At 33.5% G+C, this 23,083-nt stretch carries 24 protein-coding genes and 2 pseudogenes; 12 read left to right on the top strand and 14 right to left on the bottom strand.

Annotation, left to right across the window (positions count from 1 at the left end):
• The first annotated feature begins 82 nt into the window (after positions 1 to 82).
• From KA883_RS04845 to KA883_RS04820, 6 genes are all read left to right on the top strand, one after another.
• Complete coding sequence (locus KA883_RS04845) at positions 83 to 319, top strand: YuzB family protein (RefSeq protein ID WP_019469672.1); 237 nt, start codon at positions 83 to 85, stop codon at positions 317 to 319.
• A gap of 13 nt (positions 320 to 332) precedes the next feature.
• On the top strand, positions 333 to 692 hold the full coding sequence (locus KA883_RS04840; RefSeq protein WP_046207522.1) for a HesB/IscA family protein: 360 nt from the start codon (positions 333 to 335) through the stop codon (positions 690 to 692).
• A gap of 237 nt (positions 693 to 929) precedes the next feature.
• Positions 930 to 2,138 (top strand): NAD(P)/FAD-dependent oxidoreductase, encoded by a 1,209-nt coding sequence (locus tag KA883_RS04835; protein WP_046207523.1) that lies wholly within the window; start codon positions 930 to 932, stop codon positions 2,136 to 2,138.
• A gap of 171 nt (positions 2,139 to 2,309) precedes the next feature.
• Positions 2,310 to 3,785 carry a leucyl aminopeptidase family protein gene (locus tag KA883_RS04830; RefSeq protein WP_046208809.1) on the top strand — a complete coding sequence of 492 codons (1,476 nt, stop codon included), beginning with the start codon at positions 2,310 to 2,312 and terminating at the stop codon, positions 3,783 to 3,785.
• Positions 3,786 to 3,995: 210 nt separating this feature from the next.
• Positions 3,996 to 5,312 carry a Na+/H+ antiporter family protein gene (locus tag KA883_RS04825; protein ID WP_046207525.1) on the top strand — a complete coding sequence of 439 codons (1,317 nt, stop codon included), beginning with the start codon at positions 3,996 to 3,998 and terminating at the stop codon, positions 5,310 to 5,312.
• A 29-nt stretch (positions 5,313 to 5,341) separates the two neighbouring features.
• On the top strand, positions 5,342 to 5,722 hold the full coding sequence (locus KA883_RS04820) for a PaaI family thioesterase (RefSeq protein ID WP_046207526.1): 381 nt from the start codon (positions 5,342 to 5,344) through the stop codon (positions 5,720 to 5,722).
• Between the two features lie 125 nt (positions 5,723 to 5,847).
• Here the strand turns inward: KA883_RS04820 and KA883_RS13675 are convergent, their stop codons facing one another.
• A complete protein-coding gene (locus KA883_RS13675; RefSeq protein WP_268989455.1) occupies positions 5,848 to 5,970 on the bottom strand; it encodes a hypothetical protein in 123 nt (40 codons plus the stop codon).
• Between the two features lie 48 nt (positions 5,971 to 6,018).
• Between KA883_RS13675 and KA883_RS04815 the strand changes: the two are divergent.
• A pseudogene (locus KA883_RS04815) lies at positions 6,019 to 6,207 on the top strand (transposase); the annotation flags it as partial.
• Positions 6,208 to 6,353: 146 nt separating this feature from the next.
• Here the strand turns inward: KA883_RS04815 and KA883_RS04810 are convergent.
• From KA883_RS04810 to kapB, 9 genes are all read right to left on the bottom strand, one after another.
• Positions 6,354 to 7,499 (bottom strand): NAD(P)-binding domain-containing protein, encoded by a 1,146-nt coding sequence (locus KA883_RS04810; protein WP_210139886.1) that lies wholly within the window; start codon positions 7,497 to 7,499, stop codon positions 6,354 to 6,356.
• A 127-nt stretch (positions 7,500 to 7,626) separates the two neighbouring features.
• Entirely contained in the window at positions 7,627 to 7,983 is a 357-nt protein-coding gene (locus KA883_RS04805) for a Na+/H+ antiporter subunit G1 (protein WP_046208017.1), read from the bottom strand.
• Positions 7,961 to 8,254 (bottom strand): Na(+)/H(+) antiporter subunit F1, encoded by a 294-nt coding sequence (locus tag KA883_RS04800; RefSeq protein ID WP_046208018.1) that lies wholly within the window; start codon positions 8,252 to 8,254, stop codon positions 7,961 to 7,963. The genes KA883_RS04805 and KA883_RS04800 overlap by 23 nt, the downstream gene beginning before the upstream one ends.
• Entirely contained in the window at positions 8,254 to 8,733 is a 480-nt protein-coding gene (locus tag KA883_RS04795) for a Na+/H+ antiporter subunit E (protein WP_046208019.1), read from the bottom strand. Before KA883_RS04795 ends, KA883_RS04800 begins: the two co-directional genes overlap by 1 nt.
• A 1-nt stretch (position 8,734) precedes the next feature.
• A complete protein-coding gene (locus KA883_RS04790) occupies positions 8,735 to 10,231 on the bottom strand; it encodes a Na+/H+ antiporter subunit D (RefSeq protein ID WP_046208020.1) in 1,497 nt (498 codons plus the stop codon).
• Positions 10,218 to 10,565 (bottom strand): Na+/H+ antiporter Mnh1 subunit C, encoded by a 348-nt coding sequence (gene mnhC1, locus KA883_RS04785; protein WP_040030166.1) that lies wholly within the window; start codon positions 10,563 to 10,565, stop codon positions 10,218 to 10,220. The genes KA883_RS04790 and mnhC1 overlap by 14 nt, the downstream gene beginning before the upstream one ends.
• Positions 10,565 to 10,993: a Na(+)/H(+) antiporter subunit B gene (locus tag KA883_RS04780; RefSeq protein ID WP_080760407.1), complete on the bottom strand. Its 429-nt coding sequence runs from the start codon at positions 10,991 to 10,993 to the stop codon at positions 10,565 to 10,567. Before KA883_RS04780 ends, mnhC1 begins: the two co-directional genes overlap by 1 nt.
• Complete coding sequence (locus KA883_RS04775) at positions 10,974 to 13,391, bottom strand: Na+/H+ antiporter subunit A (protein WP_046208022.1); 2,418 nt, start codon at positions 13,389 to 13,391, stop codon at positions 10,974 to 10,976. The genes KA883_RS04780 and KA883_RS04775 overlap by 20 nt, the downstream gene beginning before the upstream one ends.
• 128 nt (positions 13,392 to 13,519) lie before the next feature.
• Positions 13,520 to 13,900: a sporulation phosphorelay system protein KapB gene (gene kapB, locus KA883_RS04770; RefSeq protein ID WP_046208023.1), complete on the bottom strand. Its 381-nt coding sequence runs from the start codon at positions 13,898 to 13,900 to the stop codon at positions 13,520 to 13,522.
• Between the two features lie 67 nt (positions 13,901 to 13,967).
• On the opposite strand from kapB, the gene KA883_RS04765 reads away from it, so the two are divergent.
• From KA883_RS04765 to KA883_RS04745, 5 genes are all read left to right on the top strand, one after another.
• Positions 13,968 to 14,564, top strand: coding sequence for a peptidylprolyl isomerase (locus KA883_RS04765; RefSeq protein ID WP_046208024.1), 597 nt, complete (start codon positions 13,968 to 13,970; stop codon positions 14,562 to 14,564).
• 428 nt (positions 14,565 to 14,992) lie between these two features.
• On the top strand, positions 14,993 to 15,394 hold the full coding sequence (gene ygs, locus KA883_RS04760) for a S1 domain-containing post-transcriptional regulator Ygs (protein ID WP_046208025.1): 402 nt from the start codon (positions 14,993 to 14,995) through the stop codon (positions 15,392 to 15,394).
• A 186-nt stretch (positions 15,395 to 15,580) separates the two neighbouring features.
• Positions 15,581 to 16,714 (top strand): NADH-dependent flavin oxidoreductase, encoded by a 1,134-nt coding sequence (locus tag KA883_RS04755; RefSeq protein WP_046208026.1) that lies wholly within the window; start codon positions 15,581 to 15,583, stop codon positions 16,712 to 16,714.
• 445 nt (positions 16,715 to 17,159) lie between these two features.
• Positions 17,160 to 18,350: an ornithine--oxo-acid transaminase gene (locus tag KA883_RS04750; RefSeq protein ID WP_046208027.1), complete on the top strand. Its 1,191-nt coding sequence runs from the start codon at positions 17,160 to 17,162 to the stop codon at positions 18,348 to 18,350.
• A 107-nt stretch (positions 18,351 to 18,457) separates the two neighbouring features.
• A complete protein-coding gene (locus KA883_RS04745) occupies positions 18,458 to 19,702 on the top strand; it encodes a Glu/Leu/Phe/Val family dehydrogenase (protein WP_019469653.1) in 1,245 nt (414 codons plus the stop codon).
• A gap of 61 nt (positions 19,703 to 19,763) precedes the next feature.
• Here KA883_RS04745 and KA883_RS04740 read toward each other — a convergent pair whose 3' ends face one another.
• From KA883_RS04740 to KA883_RS04725, 4 genes and pseudogenes are all read right to left on the bottom strand, one after another.
• Positions 19,764 to 20,747 (bottom strand): glycerophosphodiester phosphodiesterase, encoded by a 984-nt coding sequence (locus KA883_RS04740; RefSeq protein WP_046208028.1) that lies wholly within the window; start codon positions 20,745 to 20,747, stop codon positions 19,764 to 19,766.
• Between the two features lie 284 nt (positions 20,748 to 21,031).
• Positions 21,032 to 21,429: pseudogene (gene arsC, locus KA883_RS04735) on the bottom strand (arsenate reductase (thioredoxin)).
• Between the two features lie 17 nt (positions 21,430 to 21,446).
• Complete coding sequence (arsB, locus tag KA883_RS04730) at positions 21,447 to 22,736, bottom strand: arsenite efflux transporter membrane subunit ArsB (RefSeq protein WP_210139885.1); 1,290 nt, start codon at positions 22,734 to 22,736, stop codon at positions 21,447 to 21,449.
• Between the two features lie 3 nt (positions 22,737 to 22,739).
• Complete coding sequence (locus KA883_RS04725) at positions 22,740 to 23,054, bottom strand: ArsR/SmtB family transcription factor (protein ID WP_046208030.1); 315 nt, start codon at positions 23,052 to 23,054, stop codon at positions 22,740 to 22,742.
• Between the last annotated feature and the right edge of the window lie 29 nt (positions 23,055 to 23,083).

The raw sequence follows: 23,083 nt of genomic DNA, 5'->3' as shown, positions 1-23,083 counted from the left end.
ATTCATATAAGCTAGTAAGTGGTCAAAAGTGATGTGATTTTGTTATAATTACTAAACTGATAATTAATTGAGAGGGTGTAATATGAATCCAATAGTTGAGTTCTGCATTTCGAATTTAGCGAAAGGTGGAGATTATGTATATAATCAACTTGAAAATGATCCAGGTGTAGACGTTTTAGAATATGGATGTCTGCAAAATTGTGGCATTTGCTCAAGTGGCTTGTATGCATTAGTAAACGGTGATATTGTTGAAGGAGAATCACCAGACGACTTATTACAAAATATTTATTCACATATAGAAGAAACATGGATTTTTTAGGGAGGTAATTTCAATGGCAGTAGTTGAACTAACAGAAGCGGCAGCATACGAAGTTAAAGATATGATGGAACAGAATGATATGCCAGATGGCTTTTTGAAAATCAAAGTTAATGGTGGCGGTTGCACAGGATTAACGTATGGTATGTCTGCAGAAGCTGAACCTAGTGAAAATGATGAAATATTTGAATTTCACGGTGTCAAAGTGCTAGTTGATAAATATGATATACCAGTATTGGAAGGTACAAAAATTGATTTCAAACAATCGTTAATGGGCGGTGGCTTCCAAATAGACAATCCAAACGCAATTGCATCTTGTGGTTGTGGAAGTTCATTCAGAACTGCAAAAGTTTCTGGTTCACCAGAAGATTGTTAAAAATTTTAAACTGAGTGTTTATGGACTATAGTTCGACTAAATGTGGTTAGAACTATAGTCTTTTATCTGTTTATGTGAAAAAATAAACAATATATGCGTTTCGGCTTGAAAATAAACTATAAAAACTATAAAATTAGTGTTGGATGAAAAATGTCTTTTTTGTGAATTTCTATGTAAATCAGTAAATTATAAAAAGACGATCGCAACAAAAAAATTATGAAAGCTTAGGTGAATGAAATGGCTCAAGAACGTAAAAAAGTTTTAGTTTTAGGCGCTGGTTACGCTGGGTTACAAACTATTACCAAATTACAAAAGCAACTTTCAGCTGATGAAGCTGAAATTACATTAATCAATAAGAATGATTATCACTATGAAGCAACTTGGTTACATGAAGCTTCAGCTGGAACAATTAGTTATGAAGATGTTTTATATCCAGTTGAAAGCGTAATCAATAAGAATAAAGTAAACTTCATTAAAGCAGAAGTTACAAAAATTGATCGCAATGCTAAAAAAGTAGAAACTGATGCAGGAATCTTTGATTTTGATATTTTAGTTGTTGCTTTAGGTTTCGAAAGTGAAACATTTGGTATTAAAGGTATGAAAGATCATGCTTTCCAAATCGAAAATATTTTAACTGCACGTAAATTAGCGCGCCACATTGAAGATAAATTTGCTAACTACGCTGCTTCTAAAAATAAAGATGATAAAGATTTAGCTATTATCGTTGGTGGTGCAGGCTTTACAGGTGTTGAATTCTTAGGTGAATTAACTGACCGTATCCCTGAGTTATGTAACAAATATGGTGTAGATCAAACAAAAGTTAAAATTACTTGTGTAGAAGCTGCTCCAAAAATGTTACCTCAATTCTCTGATGAATTAGTAAACCATGCAGTTAGTTATTTAGAAAGTAAAGGTGTTGAATTTAAAATTGCTACACCGATTGTTGCTGCAAATGAAAAAGGTTTCGTAGTTAAAGTTAATGATGAAGAACAACAATTAGAAGCAAATACAGTTGTATGGGCAGCAGGTGTTCGTGGTAGTAAGTTAATGGAAGAATCATTCGAAGGCGTTAAACGTGGCCGTATCGTTACAAATCAAGATTTAACAATCGATGGTTATAATGATATTTTTGTAATAGGTGATTGTTCTGCATTTATTCCAGCTGGTGAAGAACGCCCATTACCTACAACAGCACAAATTGCTATGCAAGAAGGCGAGCACACTGCTAAGAACATTAAAAATATTTTAGAAGGTCAACCTACTCAAGAGTTTGAATATGTTGATCGTGGTACAGTATGTTCTTTAGGTGCTAACGATGGCGTTGGTGTTGTTTATGGTAAAGATATCCAAGGTAAAAAAGCTGCATTTATGAAAAAAGTAATCGATACACGTGCAGTATTCAAACTTGGTGGTATTGGTTTAGCATTTAAAAAAGGTAAATTTTAATAACTGATAACCAATAGATAAGTATCTATTGACCATAAATATTGAGGCTGAGACATAAATTGTCTCAGCCTCAAATTTTATATATAGTATGATATAATCTATCATTTTTTATAATGATCCGACATTAAAATGATACAATGTGACAGAATAAATTGAAATGAGGGATGTTTGATGAAAACAGTTATAAATAACACTTCTAAGATTGAACAAGAAACAATTATTGTTGGTGTGCCTGAACATTTAAATCAATTAGAGTCGATACGAATTGCTGGAAATGACATAAAAGACTTATTATCCCCTTTAAAAGAACATCATATTTTCAGCACCAATGTTGGAGCGATTTCGAGTACATTTTTTAAAGTAGATGAGAAGGCACATAAACTGATTACTGTGGGCTTAGGAAATACTAAAACATTAGGATATAATGATTATTTAAAAATCTTCGGAAATTTATTTCAAACCTTAAATAGCAAGAGAGTAACTAAAGCTTCATTGTTGTTTAACACGTTTAAATCTCAAAAAGTAGAAACGGAATTAATTGCAGAAATTCTTGGTAAACAAAGTAAACAATCTATATATCATTTTGATGGTTATAAAACTAATAAATCAGCGCCTTATCAATTAACAATAGAGATTCACACAGAAGAAGATCACATTGTCGAGTTTATTGAACGAGGAGAGGCTATTGCAACTGCTGTTAATTTAGCACGTGATTATAGTAATATACCACCTAACATATTGACACCAGCTTATTATGCAGAACTGATACAAAAACAATTTAATGACACTAGCGTATCAGTTGATATCAAAGATAATAAAACTTTACAAAAAGAAGGTTTTGGGTTAATTCATGCAGTTGGTAAAGGTTCTAAAAATGGTCCACGCGTAATAACGTTGACTTATAATGGTGGAAAACCAGGAGAAAATCCTATTGCACTCGTAGGTAAAGGCATTACGTATGATTCAGGTGGCTATTCAATCAAATCAAAAACAGGTATGCAGACCATGAAATTTGATATGTGTGGCTCAGCAAATGTAATAGGAATGATCGAAGCTGCTCGTCAATTAGCACTGCCACTAAATATTGTTGGAATTATTGCCGCTGCCGAAAATATGGTGAATGACGAAGCAATGAAACCAGATGATGTTTACACAGCACTTAGCGGAGAATCAGTAGAGGTATTAAATACTGATGCAGAGGGGCGCCTTGTTTTAGGTGACGCTGTATTTTATGCAAATCAATTTCAGCCAAGTATAATATTAGATTTTGCAACGTTAACTGGCGCTGCTGTAGCTGCGTTAGGTGAAGATAAAGCTGCCGTTTTTAATCAAAATGCTGACACTACGTTAAAATCTATTCTACAACAAGCACAAATGATGGATGAAAAAGTCTTTGAATTACCGATTACTGACACAGAACAAGCACTGATAAGAAAAAGTGAAGTGGCTGATTTAGTTAACCATACCAATGGTCAAGGTAAAGCATTGTTTGCAGCAACATTTATCAATCATTTTGCAGGTAATACACCACATTTACATTTTGATATCGCAGGGCCTGCTACTACGAATAAATCAAGTTATAAAGGGCCTGTGGGACCTACAGGTTATCTAATATCAACAATCGTACAATGGTTACGTGTACTATAGATGTAACAATATTACCATTAAAAACAAAAGCTTCAAGTTAATTTTAGTAGATTAACTTGAAGTTTTTTTAACCTTATATCACAAGGTTGGCAGGTTAATGATTCATATTTTATCTAAATATCAAGATAGGATTGACAATTTGATAAGCAATTGTTATTATAAATCTCGTGATACTTTAGTTCGATAACGTAATAAAGGAGTTGTGCATTTGTGATAAATGCAGTTGTTATAGCAGTGGTACTGATGATTGTACTCTGTTTATGTAGATTAAATGTTGTTATAAGCTTATTTATCAGTGCACTAGTTGGTGGCTTAATCGCAGGTATGAGCGTCACAGACATTGTATCTGTATTTGGTAAAAATATTGTTGATGGCGCAGAAGTGGCATTGAGCTATGCTTTACTAGGCGGGTTTGCTGCGTTGATTTCTTATAGTGGTATTACTGACTATTTAGTAAATAAAATTATCAATGCTATTCACGCGGAAAACAGTAAAATGTCACGTATTAAAGTTAAAGTGATTATTATCGGTGCACTCTTAATTATGAGTGTAATGAGCCAAAACTTAATACCTGTACATATTGCATTTATCCCAATTGTGATACCACCATTAATAAGTTTGTTCAATGAACTTAATATAGATAGAAGACAAATTGCTATTATCATTGGCTTTGGTTTATGTTGGCCATACGTATTATTGCCATATGGTTTCGGTCAGATTTTCCATCAAATTATTCAAAGCGGATTTTCTAAAGCAGATCATCCAATTGAAATGGGCATGATATGGAAAGCGATGCTGATTCCTTCATTAGGCTATATTGTTGGCTTAATTGCAGGTATTTATTATTATAGAAAACCTAGAAAATATTCTGAACATAAAGATATTAAAGATATGAGTGAAATTGAAATTAGACCATATGTCCTCATAGTAACCATTATTTCTATTATTGCTACGTTTTTAGTACAAATGTTCACTGATTCTATGATATTTGGGGCTTTAGCTGGTGTGCTTGTGTTCTTCATCTCACGTGCATACAAGTGGACTGAGTTAGACCAAAAATTTGTAGATGGTATTAAAATTATGTCATTTATAGGTGTCGTAATCTTATCAGCAAATGGATTTGCAGGTGTAATGAATGAAACAGGAGATATCGGTAATTTAGTAAGTGGGCTTAGCGATGTTATTGGTGAGAATAAATTATTTAGTATTATTGTCATGTACATTATTGGTTTGGTCGTAACATTAGGTATCGGTTCATCATTTGCTACAATACCTATTATTGCAACGTTATTTGTGCCATTAGGTGAATCTTTAGGATTAAGTACTATGGCATTGATTGCGTTGATAGGAACAGCAAGTGCATTAGGTGATTCAGGATCACCTGCAAGTGATTCAACATTAGGACCTACGGCAGGTTTAGATGTTGATGGTCAACATGATCACATTCGTGATACATGTATTCCAAACTTTGTTTTCTATAACATTCCTCTAATTATTTTTGGAACAATAGCGGCTATGATATTATAAATCTAAGAATAAAAAAAGAGGTGTCTTAAATGGCAAATATGCTTGATGCTTTAAAGATAAAGGTAGAGCGACAAGAACATGGACTTATGGTTATGTCCATGCCAGTAACAGATGAAGTGAAACAACCATTTGGCTTTTTACATGGTGGGGCGAGTTTAGCGCTCGGAGAAACAGCATGCTCTATGGGGGCTGCTGAAATCATTGACACAGAGCATTACATTCCCCTAGGTTTAGAAATGAATGCGAATCATATAGGTTCGACAACCGAAGGGACAATATTTGCGACTGCTACAATCATACATGAAGGTAGTACGACTCAAGTTTGGAACATAGATATCAGAGACCAAAATGATAGATTGATTTGTGTAATGAGAGGAACCGTTGCTATAAAACCACGTAAACGGCAATGAGCAATTAAAGTATTAGATTAGTGATTTTTATTTTAATGATTAGCATGTATTCAAGCTAATTAATATTAAATGTAAACTATATATGAGCTTGGTACAAAAACTTAGAAAAATAGCACGCAGATGATTTAATTAATGCATCTGTGTGCTTCTTTGTTATTCAATATTTCGTATGGTTGGCTCGCTTTCTTAGGGGCAGCTTCAGCTTGTCTTGTTTCCTCAAGCGGCTCGCCAAAATATAGCGTATTCATATGTCATTTCACATTAAAATACTTTAAAAACAAGGTCTTATATCAACCAAAATGATGTTAATAATTATTCTACATGCATACACCCAATCTGTATACACTGGTCGAAAAATAGAAAAAATGCTTAATAATCGTATCCGAAAGATGTAGCTCTCACAAAATCAAACACCTTCTTATAAAACAATGAATCGTTTTAGAGTAAATCTTAAAGTAGATGTCTTATTAGTATCTTTATTTCTTGGAATTAATGGTATTTAATATGAGCAAAGTAGCAACTCAATGAGTTAATTATTATTTCAATTGAAATTGGCTTTTTCACATGTCCAAGAACTTTATGTCCCAGATTCTTTTGAATATGTTCATTTGTTGTTAAATATATCTTATGTTCAATACGGTTTTTTTGATAATACAGCAGTTGCAATTTTTGCTGCTGCTTCACGGCCACCCATGATGTTGCGAGCAAAGGGACCGAGTTCTAAATCTGCTAGACCACCTGTGACGAATAAATTCGGTAACCATTCTAAATGAGATGAAATAGAAGGCAGTCCCGCGTCTGACACAGGTGCATTAAAATTTTTAACGAGCTGCTTGATAATTGGTTGTTGCATAAGTGTATCTTCGAAACCTGTGGCTAATACTACGCTATCATAGAACATACAATATTGTTCTGTACAAATATGATGATGATGTATATCTTTTAATTCATTGATATGCATTATTAATTTACCTTGCTTCATGTGTTTTTTGAGCCTCAATGCTAATTCTTTAGGCATAGAACCTTTATGGCGCTCTTTTTGAATGATTTTCAGTTTGGTTTTTGAATCAGTTAATGCACTAAAGTTTGACATTTTTTTTGGACCTAACCAACCTGGATCTGCGTCGAAGTCATGTACGTCAATGACTTTATTTGTCCAAAGATGAATGACTGATTGCGGTTGATGTTGTAGTAATTTTAAAGTGACATGTGCTGCAGAAATCCCACTTCCGACGACATGAGAAGTTTGTTTATGTAAATTTAATCGTGAATCAAAAATATGATATACATCTGGTGTATGTTTAAAGTTATGTGGAATATAGGGTACGTGATTACAACCTGTTGCAATCACCAAGTAATCTGATGTAATCCAATTGTGTTGTGATAATTGTACATGCCATTGTTTTTGCTTGAAGCTGATTTTATTAGCAAAACCGACAATATGGTTCTTGTTCAAATTGAATTTATGTAATAGATGGTGAATATGGTCTATAAATAACGCTCGATTTGGTCTTTTATACGGTCCATAACTGGCATTAATATATTGATGACATTTAGCAAATTGATTTAAATGAAAGGGATTAGGATGTATATGGTGGACACACGGCGAACGTAAATAAGGCATTTGAATGCGTTGAGTATAATCCTCGAATTGCTCGCATAAACTTTGATGTGGATCAATAATTGTTAGTTCGTGGTCTTTGATACCTATGGATTTTAATTTTATTGCGATTGTAACTGCTTGGATACCGCCACCGATTATGGTCCAAGTAGACATATTTTCAGCTCCTTTTAAAACGTAATAATTACGATTTAATATATCATCACACACCGAATTTAGCAATCATTAATTTTATAAAATAAAAAACGCATCCCAGTTAATTGGAATGCGTAAGTTAATGACTTTACAATTTTGTTTCTTTTAGGTCTTTTTGTATATCATCACGTTTTGTTCTTTTGGAAGCGGGTGTTCTTAAATTATATGCGGATTTAATAATAAGGTGACTTGCTAGTGGACCTGTTATCAGAATAAATAATATTCCAATAAGTAATTGCATATTTACGTAACCTTCACGCCCGATGAAATATAAGAAAACACCACTTATAAGTAACATTGCTCCCAATGTAGCGGCTTTACCAGCAGCATGTGCGCGCGCATATACGTCATCTAAACGCAAGAGGCCAATCGCAGCTAGTGCACTTATGAGTGAGCCGAGGATAACTAAGATAAGCGCTATGCTAATGATGATCGTTGTTATCATGTTCAATCACCTTACCTTTATCCATATATTTTGCAAACACTGCGGTTCCTAAAAATGCTAAAATACCAATTAACAAAATAGCAACCATCATATATTTAGTACCTAAGAAAATACTAAATAGTGCTACAATCGCCATTAATTGGATACCCATTGCGTCGAGTGCCACAACCCTATCCGCAAGAGAAGGGCCGATAATGACACGAACAAGCATACCAAACATTGACAATGTTACGATAACTAATGCCACGATTAATATTACGTTGTAGTTCATTAATATTCGCCTACCTCTCTTACCACTTTTTCAAGTGATGATTTAATACTTTTTATTTCTTCTTCCTTAGTACTAAAATCAATACTGTGAATGTATATTTTTGTGCGATCATCACTAATGCCTAGAACAATTGTGCCTGGTGTCAGGGTAATCAAATTTGATAACAACACAATTTGCCAATCTTTTTTTAAATCGGTCGGATAAGTAAAAAAGGCGGGTTCGTTGTTGATTTTAGGCTTAGTTACAATTCTAATAACATCAATATTTGCTTTAATCAATTCTACTAAAAAGACGATAAATAATTTAATGATTTTATAAATAGTAATAATATAAAATCTACCGGGTAAGACACCGCGCATTAGGAATACTAATAAAAGTCCAAAGATATAACCTAAAAGGAAATTATTAAATGTATAACTGCCGGTAACGAATAGCCAAAACACAGATAAAATTAAATTTACTAATATTTGAATTGCCATACTATTTACCCCCCAATACGCTGTCTATATATACACTAGGATTATAGAATGTTTCAGCAGCATCTTTTATGATTGGCTGTAAAAAGTCAGCGGATAGGCCAAATATTACTGATATGGCAACTGCGATAATAGCTACTGTTAAGATACCTTTGTACTGCAGTTTAGGATTGACTTCATAACCTTCAGATTCACCGAAGAATCCTTTTAAGAAAATACGAATAACAGAGTAAAGTACGACTAAACTAGATAGTAATACGATTATACCGCTTAGATAAAATCCTTTTTCGAAAGTAGCTTGAACGATATAGTATTTACCATAAAAACCACTTAACGGCGGAATACCGGCTAAACTTAAAGCAGCGATAAAGAAAGACCAACCTAATACAGGATAATGTTTGATTAAGCCACCATATTTGCGTAAATCGTGTGTTTTAGTGATTTTATACATCACACCAATTAAGAAAAATAGTGCAGCTTTTATCAACATATCGTGTAAAGTATAATAAATTGCGCCCATCATGCCAGCCTGATTCATCATTGCTACGCCTACTAAAATGACACCAACAGCAATCATAATATTATAAATGATAATTTTTTTAGTATCAAAGTAGCTTACTGCACCCACACAACCAAAAATAATTGTAAGTAAGGCTAAGAATAGAATGGTGTACAGCGAAAAATTAGAGGAATCGCCAAAGAAAAGGCTTGCTGTTCTAGCTATTGCGTAAACCCCAACTTTTGTTAATAATGCACCAAAGAAAGCGATAATTGCTATAGGTGGCGCATAATAAGCACCTGGTAGCCAGATATACATTGGAAACACACCAGCTTTTGTAGCAAAAACAAAGATGAACATAATAAATATAATACTGATAATTCCTTTGTCTTGTGTTGATAGTTGGCTTAATTTTTCACTAATATCTGCTAAATTCAATGTACCGACGACAGAATAAAGCATTGCAACGGCTATAACAAAGAAAGCAGAAGATGTCACATTCACAAGCACATATTTTATCGTTTCACTCAATTGAACTTGTGTGCCACCAATAACTAATAAAATATAAGATGCCATTAAAAATACTTCAAAGAATACGAAAAGGTTGAAAATATCACCAGTTATAAATGAGCCTATAACACCTGTGAGCATAAACATTATGGCAAAATAATAATAATATGTTTCACGTTCGATACCTACTGATTGATATGAATATAAGATAATCAACATTGTTACAATTAAACTTGTAATCACAAGTAAGATACTAAAAATATCTGTAACAAAAACAATACTATACGGTGCATCCCATGAACCAAGCTCGAGTTTTATAGGTCCATCTCTGAGAACATTCTTTAGATTTATAAAAGCAAAAATTAATGTAACTGCAGTACCTGTTAATGCAACGTAGCGTTTAATTTTAGGGCGTTTACCAATAAAAATTAATGCAATAATTGTTAACATTGGTATGACAAGTAATGAAATAATAAGATTACTCTCTATCATTATCTAGCACCCCTTTCATGCTTTCTACGTTGTCTGTACCTAGTTCTTTATAGCTTCTAAAAGCCAATACTAAGAAAAAGGCTGTTACTGAAAATGAAATTACAATTGCTGTTAATATGAGTGCTTGTGGAATTGGATCCACATATGAAGTGAACCCTTTTTCATAAATAGGGACTTCACCTTTTTTAAGACCACCCATCGTTATTAAAAATAAATTAGCTGTATGTGTTTGTAATGTAGTCCCAATAATGATGCGTATCAAACTTTTAGAAAGAATGAGATAGACGCTCATTGCAGTGAGAATACCACAAACAAAAATCATCACTATTTCCATTACTCATTCTCTCCAATCGCTAATATTATAGTCATTATTGTGCCAACAACCGCACATAAAACACCTAAATCAAAAAATGTGGCAGTGTGCATTTCTATAGGTTTTAAAATACCTAATGGAATTTCAAAAGGTGTATGCGTAAAGAAGTTTTTATTGTATAGCCAACTCGCCATCGGTGTAGCTAAACAAAAGAACAACCCGATACCAATGAGTTTTTTGAAGTCCCATGGGTATATTTTACGCATCGTTTTAATATCATAAGCAACAGCTACAATCACAAGTGAACTTGATAATAGTAAGCCACCGACGAAACCGCCACCAGGTGTATAATGTCCTGTTAGAAATAGGTGTAAACCAAACATAACGATTAAGAAGAAAATCACAATGGCAGAGTATTGGAATATTAAATTATTTTTCTGTCTTTTCAATGTGAGTTCCTCCTTCATCATTTGGTTTATTTTTATAACGAAGTTTAATCATTGTGTAAACACCTAATCCAGCAATACCTAATACTGAAGATTCGAATAAAGTATCCGTACCACGGAAGTCAACTAGGATAACGTTGACCATGTTTGTACCATGAGCTAAATCATATACATGCGCTTTATAAAATTCTCCAATTGAGCCAAAGTGTCTATTTCCGTATGTGATTAAACCCAATACTGTTACAACAGTACCAGCACCGATGGCAATCAAAACATTCAGCCACTTAAATGAAGTGGACTCGTTATGTCGATTTAGATTTGGTAAGTGATAGAAACATAATAAGAACAATGCAGTAGAAATAGATTCTACAACAAATTGCGTCAGCGCTAAGTCTGGCGCACCAAAGAAAATAAAGAAGATTGCTACTGCATAACCTACTGCACTTGCCATGATAATACTGAATAGACGTGAGCGAGCAAAAATAATCATTGAAGCTGCCGTAATAATAATGACTACGATGATCAATTCGAATGGTCTGATTTCACTAACATCTTTAAAGTTAACACTGAATGGTGTTACTAATAACGTCACAAGTGTAATTACGATTAAAGACGCAAAAATGATTAATAAGTTATTACGTGTAAATCCAGTAACATAAGTGTTGGTAAATTGACTAGAATAGCCTGGGAATACCGTTCCAACTTTATCATACCAATAATTGATTGTTAGTTTTGTAGGTTGTGCTTTTAATAAACTAATCCAATAACCAAAGCTAAATATTAACAATATACCAGCTACATAAATGCCCAATGTGGAGAAAAAGGCTGGTGTAAATCCATGGAACATATGAAACTCAGCTGTTGCATTTGTATTATTACTGATTGCGTTGACAGCTGGTTCAATAATCGTACCTGTCAATATTGAAGGGAAGAACCCAAAAACAATGACGAGTAGTGCTAAAATACCTGGAGAGATTAGCATTAATTTTGAAACTTCATGAGCTGATTTTGGTAAATTATCTGGTTTATAACTACCTAAGAATATTTGACCAATAAATCTAACTGCATAAACAAAAGTGAATACGCTGCCCAAAATTGCTACGATAGGTATGAGTATGCCAATACTATTTAAACTGAAGATATTAGCATGTGTAACTTCAATCATACTTTCAAGAAATTTCTCTTTAGATAAGAAACCATTAAACGGTGGAATACCCGCCATACTCAATGATGTAATTAATGTAATCGTAAAAGAAATTGGCATGATTGTTACTAAGCCACCCAATTTATTGACATCACGTGTTCCTGTACTGTGATCAACAGCACCAGTTACCATAAACAATGCACCTTTAAATGTAGCGTGATTTATAAGGTGAAACACAGCCGCTGTAAACGCAGCAACATAAATTTGACTATCTGCACCTTCGAAATGATAACTTACTGCCCCGATACCTAACATTGACATAATCATGCCTAATTGTGAGACAGTTGAAAAAGCTAAAATGCCTTTTAAATCTTGTTGTTTTGTGGCATTCAAAGATGCCCAGAACAGCGTGATTAAGCCGACTGCAGTAATCGTCCAAATCCAACCTTGAGAAAGTGCGAATATTGGTGTCATACGAGCAACTAAGTAAAGACCAGCTTTAACCATCGTTGCAGAATGCAAGTAAGCACTAACGGGTGTCGGTGCTTCCATAGCATCCGGTAACCAAACGTAGAATGGAAACTGAGCTGATTTAGTCATCGCTCCAATGATTACAAAAATCATAGACAATATAAAGTAAGGGCTTGTCTGAATTTCAGACGCATGATTGATGAGCGTTTGAATACTGGTAGAATTACCTGCAAGTGATAGTAAAATAAGACCACCTAGCAGAGAAAGACCGCCCAAAACAGTTATGAGCATTGATTTTTGTGCACCATAAATAGATGCTTGTTTTGTTCTCCAAAATGAAATGAGTAGAAAACTTGAAAATGAAGTTAGCTCCCAAAACAGATATAAGATAATGATATTATCTGATAATACGACCCCTAACATGGCACCCATAAAAAGCAAAAGGTAACAATAAAAATGACCCAATTGCTCTTGTCGACTTAAATAACTAATGGAATATAATACAACCAAGCTTCCGATACCAGTTATTAATAAACTGAATAATAAGCCTAAGCCATCAACGTATAAATCGAAATTCATGCCAAAATGAGGCATCCAATTTGCTTTATGTACTACGTTTTCACCTGACATTGTTGTCGAAATGATTGATATAAAATATATAAATAAGACGACGGGGATAGGTAACACAAACCATCCTAAATGTATCCGCTTATGTATGCGATATACAATTGGAATAATGAGTGCAAATATTAACGGTAATAACACCGCTATATGTATCAAACTCATTATTTTATCCTCCTTTTAAAAATAGTATAAGGTCATTATACATGAATAAGACTATTCTGAAAAACCACGCTAACCCTTGTGGAGCTTTAATTTTAAGTTTGTTTTAAATAAGAAGAAACACGGTATTTTTATTCAAAATTTTGTTTGTATTGAATTGAATAATCTTTTTTTAATTGTGCTAAATTAGCAAGTGAGTATTGTGCAAATTCGGTATTTTCTTCTTTTAATTTGTTTTCTAAATTCGTAATGGCAAATTGTAAAGATTGTATATAATCCAGTTCTTCTACATTAAAAGGTCTAAGTTTGGATTTTGAAGTATAGCGCTTTTCAAATTGACTTAAAGCTTTGCGTTCGTGAAAAAAGACATTGTTCGTTTCGTTTGGGTGATGTAAGTCTCCTTGTTTTGGATGTTTAATGACCTGTTCAATTTGAACAAGTACTTGATTGCCATCTTCTTCTATAATAGATACACCATAACTTCCAGTTTTATGTGCAAAACGATATAACATAATTCAATACACTCCTCATTTTATGTTAGAATACATATATCATCTTAACATGAAATGGAGAATAAAAATGTCGAACTATCCTCAGTTAAATTCAGAAGTAAACGAAAATGAAATAAAAATGGTTATGCATACAAATAAGGGTGATATGACTTTCAAATTATTGCCTGATATTGCGCCTAAAACTGTAGAAAACTTTGTTACACATGCAAAAAATGGCTACTATGATGGCATTTCTTTTCATCGAGTAATCAATGACTTCATGGTACAAGGAGGCGACCCAACAGCAACTGGTATGGGCGGTGAAAGTATTTATGGAGGTCCGTTTGAAGATGAGTTTTCACTAGAAGCATTCAACTTATATGGTGCTTTATCAATGGCAAATTCTGGACCGAATACGAACGGTTCACAGTTCTTTATTGTTCAAATGAAGGAAGTTCCAGAATCTATGCTTAGCCAACTCGCAGATGGTGGTTGGCCAGAACCGATTGTGAAGGCTTATGGTGAAAAGGGTGGTACACCTTGGTTAGATCAAAAGCATACTGTTTTTGGTCAATTATTAGAAGGTGAATCTACATTAGAAGATATTGCGGCTACTAAGGTAGGGCCACAGGATAAACCTTTACATGATATCACGATTGATTCAATAGATATTATTGAAAAATAAGGTAAAATAAAGTTTGGAAGATGGTAAACTCTAGTAAGGATTTAACCATTTTTAAATTGTTTTTAAATACCTGTTATATTAAAAATAAAAAATGTTTAAGAGGTTGAGACAAATTCATTGTTTCAGCCTCTTATTTTATTTTGACAATTTTAGTTATCTCCATTGGAGCGTGATGGTGTAATATATTCAATTAAATACCATTATAAGTAAAAACCTAAGAATTTTTATTTTGAAAGCATTGATGCAAGTATCAGTTCTTGGGAATGGTTTAAAAGCCTTTGTATAATGAGATATAAGAGAAATTCAATCCGTGGTTGTGTAGCTTGATTTTTGATAAATCGTGAAATTTTTCTAGGTAATATTAGTACCATTGAATGATTTATGCTATTATGAACATGTTAAGTAAAACGAATTAAGGGGTTATCACGTTGAATAATCACTATAAAGTAGGTCAACATATCAAAGTTCGTGTGACTGGAATTCAACCGTATGGCGCTTTTGTAGAAACCCCTGACAATACTGAAGGATTAATCCATATTTCTGAAATTATGGATGATTACGTCCATAATTTAAAAAAGTTTTTATCAGAAGGACAAATTGTAAAAGCGAAAGTCATTTCAATTGATAAAGAAGGAAAGTTAAATCTTTCTTTAAAAGATAACGACTATTTTAAAAATTATGAACGTAAAAAAGAAAAGCAATCAGTATTAGATGAAATTAAAGAAACCGAAAAATATGGGTTTCAAACAATTAAAGAACGCTTACCGGTTTGGATTAAACAGTCCAAAAACGCGATAAAAGATGAACAGTCATCTTTTAAAAAACACTAACATCTTATTTTAAGATGTTAGTGTTTTTTATTTATAAGCTAAAATTTATTGGAAGAGTAGCAATATAAAATTATATGCGTGAGCATATAATTTTATATTTAAAACTAAGGAAGTTAGAATTAAAAACACTTAAAGTGATTATGTAATGACATTTAAGTATTTTGTATTTTAGGAGGATTTAATTTAATGGATAAAAAATTTCAACCGTTATTTGAAAAATTAAAATTACCAAATCAAGTTGTTTTAGACAATCGATTTGTACTAGCACCTTTAACACATGTTTCATCTAATGACGATGGCACAATTTCTAATGAAGAGGTTGTGTATATGGAACAGCGTTCAAAAGATGTTGGTTTAGCAATTTCAGCTGCAAGCAATGTAACAGATTTAGGTAAAGCTTTTCCTGGACAACCTTCAGTAGCACATGACTCTAATATAGAAGGTCTAAAACGTTTGGCAAAAGCTATGAAAAAAAATGGTGCAAAAGCGGTTGTTCAAATACATCATGGTGGCGCGCAATCTTTACCTAATTTAACACCTAATGGTGATGTTGCGGCGCCAAGCCCGATATCATTAAAGAGTTTTGGTGAACAAGAAGCACATGATGCACGTGAAATTACAAAAGAGGAAATTGAATCAACAATAAAAGCTTTCGGTGAAGCAACTAGAAGAGTCATTGAAGCTGGATTCGATGGTGTTGAAATTCACGGTGCAAACCATTACTTAATCCATCAATTTGTATCTCCATATTATAATCGTCGTAATGATGAGTGGGGACAAGACCGTTATAAATTTGCTACAAGCGTGGTAGATGAAGTGACAAATACTGTTAAGCAATACGGAAGTAAAGATTTTATCGTTGGCTATAGATTTTCTCCTGAAGAAGCTGAATCTCCAGGTATAAGCATGGAAATTACTAAAGAGTTGATTGAATTATTAGTAGAAAAACCTTTAGATTATTTACATGTATCGTTAATGGATATTCACTCACAAACGCGTGAAGGTCAATACAAAGGCAAAGAGCGTATTAAACTTATTTTAGATTGGATGAATGGACGTATGCCACTCATAGGTATAGGATCTATTTTCACAGCTGAACAAGCTATTGAAGCAATTGAGTCAACTGGTGTAGAACTGGTCGCACTAGGACGTGAAATCTTGTTAGATCATAATTTTGTAAGTAAAATTAAAGATGGCAAAGAAGATGAAATTCTATCTCAATTTGATCCGCAAAGAGCTGATAAACATCACTTGCCACCAAAATTATGGGAACAATTTAATAAAGGTTTTTATCCATTACCTAGAACTGATAATAAATAAAAGTTTTGAATGCGTAAATACTAACTTTATTAATCCTATCTAACTGCCAAAGTGAGTACAAGTTATAAATATTTTACTAGCAAAAAAACGTCAATTTCTATTGAAAAAATTATAGAAATTGACGTTTTTTGTTTGTATAAAATTTTAAATTATAAACACTAGAATTAGCATAAATCTTGTAATCTGGATTTAAATCAAGAAGAATTTTTAAATTTATAAAAATTGGCTTGTGTAAACGGTCGAGAATGTGTCATTATATTAATGTAAAGGCTTACATTTTGACGGTTATATTCTAAATTTAACGTTTAAAAGTTGTAATGTAAGTTCTGAATCGATGATTTTATAGTATTTTCGGAAAATAGTTTTCGTAAGTGAATAAATACGTTATGCTATGAATGAGTAATGCCAATAAATTATTATATAATTCATGCAAAGGGGAGATATTATGTCAAGATCTGAAGAAATCATTGAATTAACAAATCATTACGGTGCCCACAACTATGTGCCACTTCCAATTGTAATTTCAGAGGCTGAAGGTGTATGGGTTAAAGATCCTGAAGGAAATAAATATATGGATATGCTATCTGCTTATTCTGCAGTAAACCAAGGTCACAGACATCCTAAAATCATTCAGGCTTTAAAAGATCAAGCTGACAAAGTGACTTTAGTATCACGTGCGTTTCATAGTGATAACTTAGGGGCATGGTATGAAAAAATATGCAAGTTAGCCGGTAAAGATAAAGCCTTACCTATGAATACAGGTGCTGAAGCGGTTGAAACAGCACTAAAAGCAGCACGTCGTTGGGCTTATGATGTGAAAGATATTGCACCTGATAAAGCTGAAATTATTGCGTTCAATGGTAACTTCCATGGCCGAACAATGGCGCCAGTATCATTGTCATCTGAACCAGAATACCAACGAGGATACGGCCCATTATTAGATGGTTTCCGTAAAGTTGATTTTGGTAACATAGAAGCTGTTAAAGAAGCAATTAATGAAAATACTGCTGCTATTTTAATCGAACCTATTCAAGGAGAAGCAGGTATCAATGTTCCACCAGAAGGTTATTTAAAAGAAATTAGAGAATTATGTGATGAGCATAATGTATTATTTATTGCTGATGAAATTCAAGCTGGACTAGGGCGTTCAGGAAAATTATTTGCCACAGATTGGGATAATGTAAAACCAGATGTCTATATTTTAGGTAAAGCATTAGGTGGAGGTGTATTCCCAATTTCTGTTGTATTAGCTGACGAAGAAGTGTTGGGCGTATTTACACCTGGTTCTCACGGATCAACGTTTGGTGGTAATCCATTAGCGTGTGCTGTATCGATTGCAGCGTTGGATGTATTAGTTGATGAAGATTTAGCAGGGCGTTCATTAGAGCTAGGTGAGTACTTTAAATCAGAATTAGAAAAAATAAATCACCCAGCGATTAAAGAAGTGCGTGGTCGTGGATTATTTATTGGTATAGAACTAAATGAAAATGCTAGACCTTATTGTGAAAAGTTAAAAGAAGAAGGATTATTATGTAAAGAAACACATGATACAGTAATTAGATTTGCACCACCTCTTATTATTTCCAAAGAAGAACTGGACTTTGCATTGGATAAAGTAAGAAATGTTTTTAAATAAAAATGTTCTGTAACTTAAGTTTTGAAAACCCTTTAAAAAGCAAAATCTTATGTTACAATTATCGTGAAAGCGAAATCATTAGTAACGAAAAAGAGGCGAAATGAATCATGACTGAGAATAATAATTTAGTTACTTCTACGCAACAAATTATTAAAGAAGCATTGCATAAATTGGGATTTGATGATGGGATGTATGATTTAGTAAAGGAACCATTAAGATTCCTTGAAGTCCGCATTCCTGTACGTATGGATGATGGTACGGTTCAAACATTTAAAGGTTATCGTGCTCAACATAATGATGCAGTTGGACCAACAAAAGGTGGGGTGCGTTTCCATCCAGACGTTGATGTCGAAGAAGTTAAAGCATTATCTATGTGGATGACATTAAAATGTGGTATCGTCGACTTGCCATATGGCGGCGGTAAAGGTGGTATCATCTGTGATCCTAGACAAATGAGTATACATGAAGTTGAACGTTTATCTCGTGGTTATGTACGTGCGATATCTCAATTTGTTGGACCTACAAAAGATATCCCAGCACCAGACGTATTTACTAACTCACAAATCATGGCTTGGATGATGGACGAGTATAGTTCATTAGATAAATTTAATTCACCAGGGTTTATTACTGGTAAACCGATTGTATTAGGTGGATCACAAGGTAGAGACCGTTCTACTGCACTGGGAGTAGTTATTGCCATAGAACAAGCTGCTAAAAGAAGAGGTCTAGATTTGAAAGGTGCACGTATCGTTATTCAAGGATTTGGTAACGCAGGTAGTTTCTTATCTAAATTCCTTTATGATATGGGAGCAAAAATTGTGGGTATTTCAGATGCTTACGGTGCTTTACATGACCCAGACGGTCTTGACATTGATTATCTTTTAGATAGAAGAGATAGCTTTGGTACTGTAACAAATTTATTTGAAGAAACAATTTCTAATAAAGAATTGTTTGAACTTGATTGTGATATTCTTGTACCTGCAGCGATTGCTAATCAAATCACAGAAGACAATGCAAATGAAATTAAAGCTGATATTGTGGTTGAAGCGGCTAATGGCCCAACAACACCAGCTGGTACACGTATTTTAACTGAACGTGGTAAATTGCTCGTACCTGATGTATTAGCAAGTGCAGGTGGCGTAACAGTTTCTTACTTCGAATGGGTACAAAATAATCAAGGTTATTATTGGACAGAAGAAGAAGTAAATACAAAATTACGCGAAAAACTTATCACAGCTTTCGATACAATTTATGAGTTATCCCAAAATAGAAAAATTGATATGCGCTTAGCAGCTTATATTGTAGGTATTAAACGTACTGCTGAAGCTGCACGTTATCGTGGTTGGGCTTAATTAAATATTAAACTTTTAGAAAAAGAAGAAGTTCTTGAACCCAAGAACTTCTTCTTTTTTGTTATTTATTTTTTTGTTCATTATCTAGAATGACTTGTTTATATAAATCAGGATAATTTGTAAAAACGCCGTCAACGCCATATCGATTTAAGCGGTGCATATCGGTTTCATTATTAACGGTGAAAGGATGTACCAGCAGACCAGCTCTTTTAAGGTTTTTAACATTTTGTTTAGTTAAGTCTGTATATTCAGGGCCGACACCAATTGCGTATTGACGAATTTGATTAAAATCTTGTTGGGTTAACGCGGGTAATTCACCTTTATCTAATAACCTTATCAATGGGACATTGCTATTTAAACGATGTAATTTACTTAAGCTTTCAGGTGAAAATGATTGTAATAAGACATGCCCTTGATTTAATGATTGCTCATTAAGCATTTTGTGATTGTTTAGTGTTTTTAATACTGCTTCTTCCATCCCTGGATACACATCTGGTGATTTAGTTTCAATATAATAATTAGCATTCGGGCCATATCGTTCTAATATTTCATCTAATGTAGGAATTTCAGCACCTACATAATTTGAATTAGCATACTGAGGGTTTGTGGCATTAAATTTACTACCAGCATCTAATTGCTTTAATTCTTTTAGTGTATATGAATCAACTCTACCTGTACCGTTTGTAGTTCTATCAACTGTTTCATCATGCATGGCAACTAGATGACCATCTTTAGTCATCTGAAGATCGATTTCGATATATGATGCTCCCATTGCATTGTGACTTTTATCATATGAATAAAAAGTATGTTCTGGTGAATAACCACTGGCACCTCTATGAGCAATCGTTGCATATTTTTCACCTGTTAGATTTTGAGCTCTGTTTGGGTTGTGTGAGTTGTTACCTTGTTGCTTTGAGGGTGTGGCAGATGATTGTGTATTAATATTGTGGTTATTTTCACTTGCAGTTGCTATAGATGTCGTTCCAATCAAAGCTAGAGATAACGTTGCTAGACTCGTTGATAATGCTTTTTTAAAATTTTGCAAGAATGGGTCACTCCTCGATATGTATTTACATATCAACCCTACAAAATAAACGTTTGTTTGAGAATGACATTTACACGATTAAAATTTAAGATTTAAAAAGTTAATATTGTTATAACAATATATTAAACTAATTAAAATTTTTTCTAGCATATATAGAATGTATTAGTTTAATCACGTTAACTTCATATGTCTATATATAAGTTCAAACCAACAAAAAGCGTCAATTTCATTTGAAACGGACGCTTTGGCGTAGTCAAAGCTGCTGTGCCGGTGACTTAATACATTTATTTGGTTTTAAAATTTTCAATTGCTAATTTAATTTCGTCTCTAACACGTTGAAATTCTGTCCAAGTTTTTCCAGCTGGATCATCAAAACCCCAATGTTCTTTTTTTACATTCGGTGGTAAAATTGAACAATTTTTATCTGCATCGCTACATATAATGTTACGATTAAATTTGCTTGCTTTAAAATATCATTATCAATCAAGTCTGACGTATGATTTGATATATCAATACCTACTTCATTCATAGCATCTATCGCTTTAGGGTTAACACCATGTGTCTCAATACCAGCAGAATAGACATGCCATGTTTCACCTAATATATGCTTTCCCCAACCTTCAGCCATTTGGCTACGACAAGAGTTACCAGTACATATAAAATAAATTATTTTCTTCTTCATAATTAAGACCTCTTTTCTTAAAAAATAACGAGCGTGAAATATAAACCTAACAAGGTAACAAATAGTACTGGAATGGTAATGACGATGCCTGTTTTGAAATAGGTACCCCAAGCAATTTTTACACCTTTTTGTGTTAAAACATGAAGCCACAATAATGTAGCTAAAGAACCAATAGGCGTGATTTTAGGGCCCAAGTCAGAGCCAATGACATTCGCATAAACCATACCTTCTTTCAAAGTGCCAACGACATTGGATTGGCCAATAGCAATTGCATCTATTAAAACGGTAGGCATATTATTCATGATTGATGATAAAAAGGCCGATATAAAGCCCATTCCGATAACACTACTGAATAGTCCATAACTTGAAATACTGGATAATACGTCGGCTAAAATTGTGGTAATACCCACGTTTTTTAACCCAAATACGACGAGGTACATACCAATGGAAAATAACACTATATTCCATGGAGCACCTTTAATTACTTGCTTAGTATGAACTGCATTAGATTTACGAGCTAAGCATACAAAGACAAAAGCAATCATACCTGCAATGATTGATACAGGTATTTGGATAAATTCACTTACAAGATAGCCTACGAGCAGTACGGCTAATACAATCCATGAAATCTTAAATAATTTAGGATCTTTAATAGCATCTTTAGGTACTGAAATGTTTTCAGTATCAAATGTATGTGGTATAGATTTTCTAAAATAAAGCCACAATACGAGAATACTAGCTAGTAAAGAAAATACATTAGGGATTATCATACGACTAAAATACGCAATGAATCCTATATCAAAATAATCTGCAGAAACGATATTTACTAAGTTACTTACAATCAGGGGCAATGATGTCGCATCAGCGATAAATCCACTGGCAATAATAAAAGGGAAGATGACTTTTTTATTAAATCCTAAATTTCTCACCATGGCTAATACGATAGGCGTTAAGATTAAAGCAGCACCATCATTTGCGAAAAATGCTGCTACAACTGCCCCTAATAGCATGATGAAAACAAACATTTTTAACCCGTTACCATTCGATGCTTTAACCATATGTAGTGCAGACCATTCAAAGAAACCAATTTCATCTAATATTAATGAAATAATAATAATAGCAACAAAAGTTAACGTGGCATTCCAAACGATGCCTGTTACTTCTAATACATCGGAAAAGCTAACTACACCTGTAATTATAGCTACGATAGCCCCAGCTAAAGCAGTAATACCAATATCTAATCCCTTAGGTTGCCATATGACAAAAATTAATGTTAAAAGAAAAATTAATATAGCTAAAATGGTCATTGATTAACATTCACCTGATTTCATATTATGACATGCGCAATGTTGGTTCGATGTGTGAATTATATTGAGACTTTGATTGATTTCATCTAAAATAACATGATTAAGCTGGTACAAACGCTTATTTCCATTTTTACGTGTATGCACTAACTCATAATCCACTAATGTTTTCATGTGATGGCTTAGCGTGGGTTGCGAGAATTGAAAGTGCTCCAACAAATCGCATGCACATCGTTCACCACAAGAAAGTAAATCTAATATTTCTAATCTGTTTGAATCTGATAAAACTTTAAGCAATGCTGAAAGTTTTTTATAAGACATAATGATACCTCCTAAGCATTAAATAGACT

Origin of the sequence: Staphylococcus sp. GDY8P54P (assembly GCF_017892645.1) — a bacterium.
Classification (GTDB): Bacteria; Bacillota; Bacilli; order Staphylococcales; family Staphylococcaceae; genus Staphylococcus; species Staphylococcus ureilyticus.
This window is presented reverse-complemented; position numbering and strand designations above follow the sequence as displayed.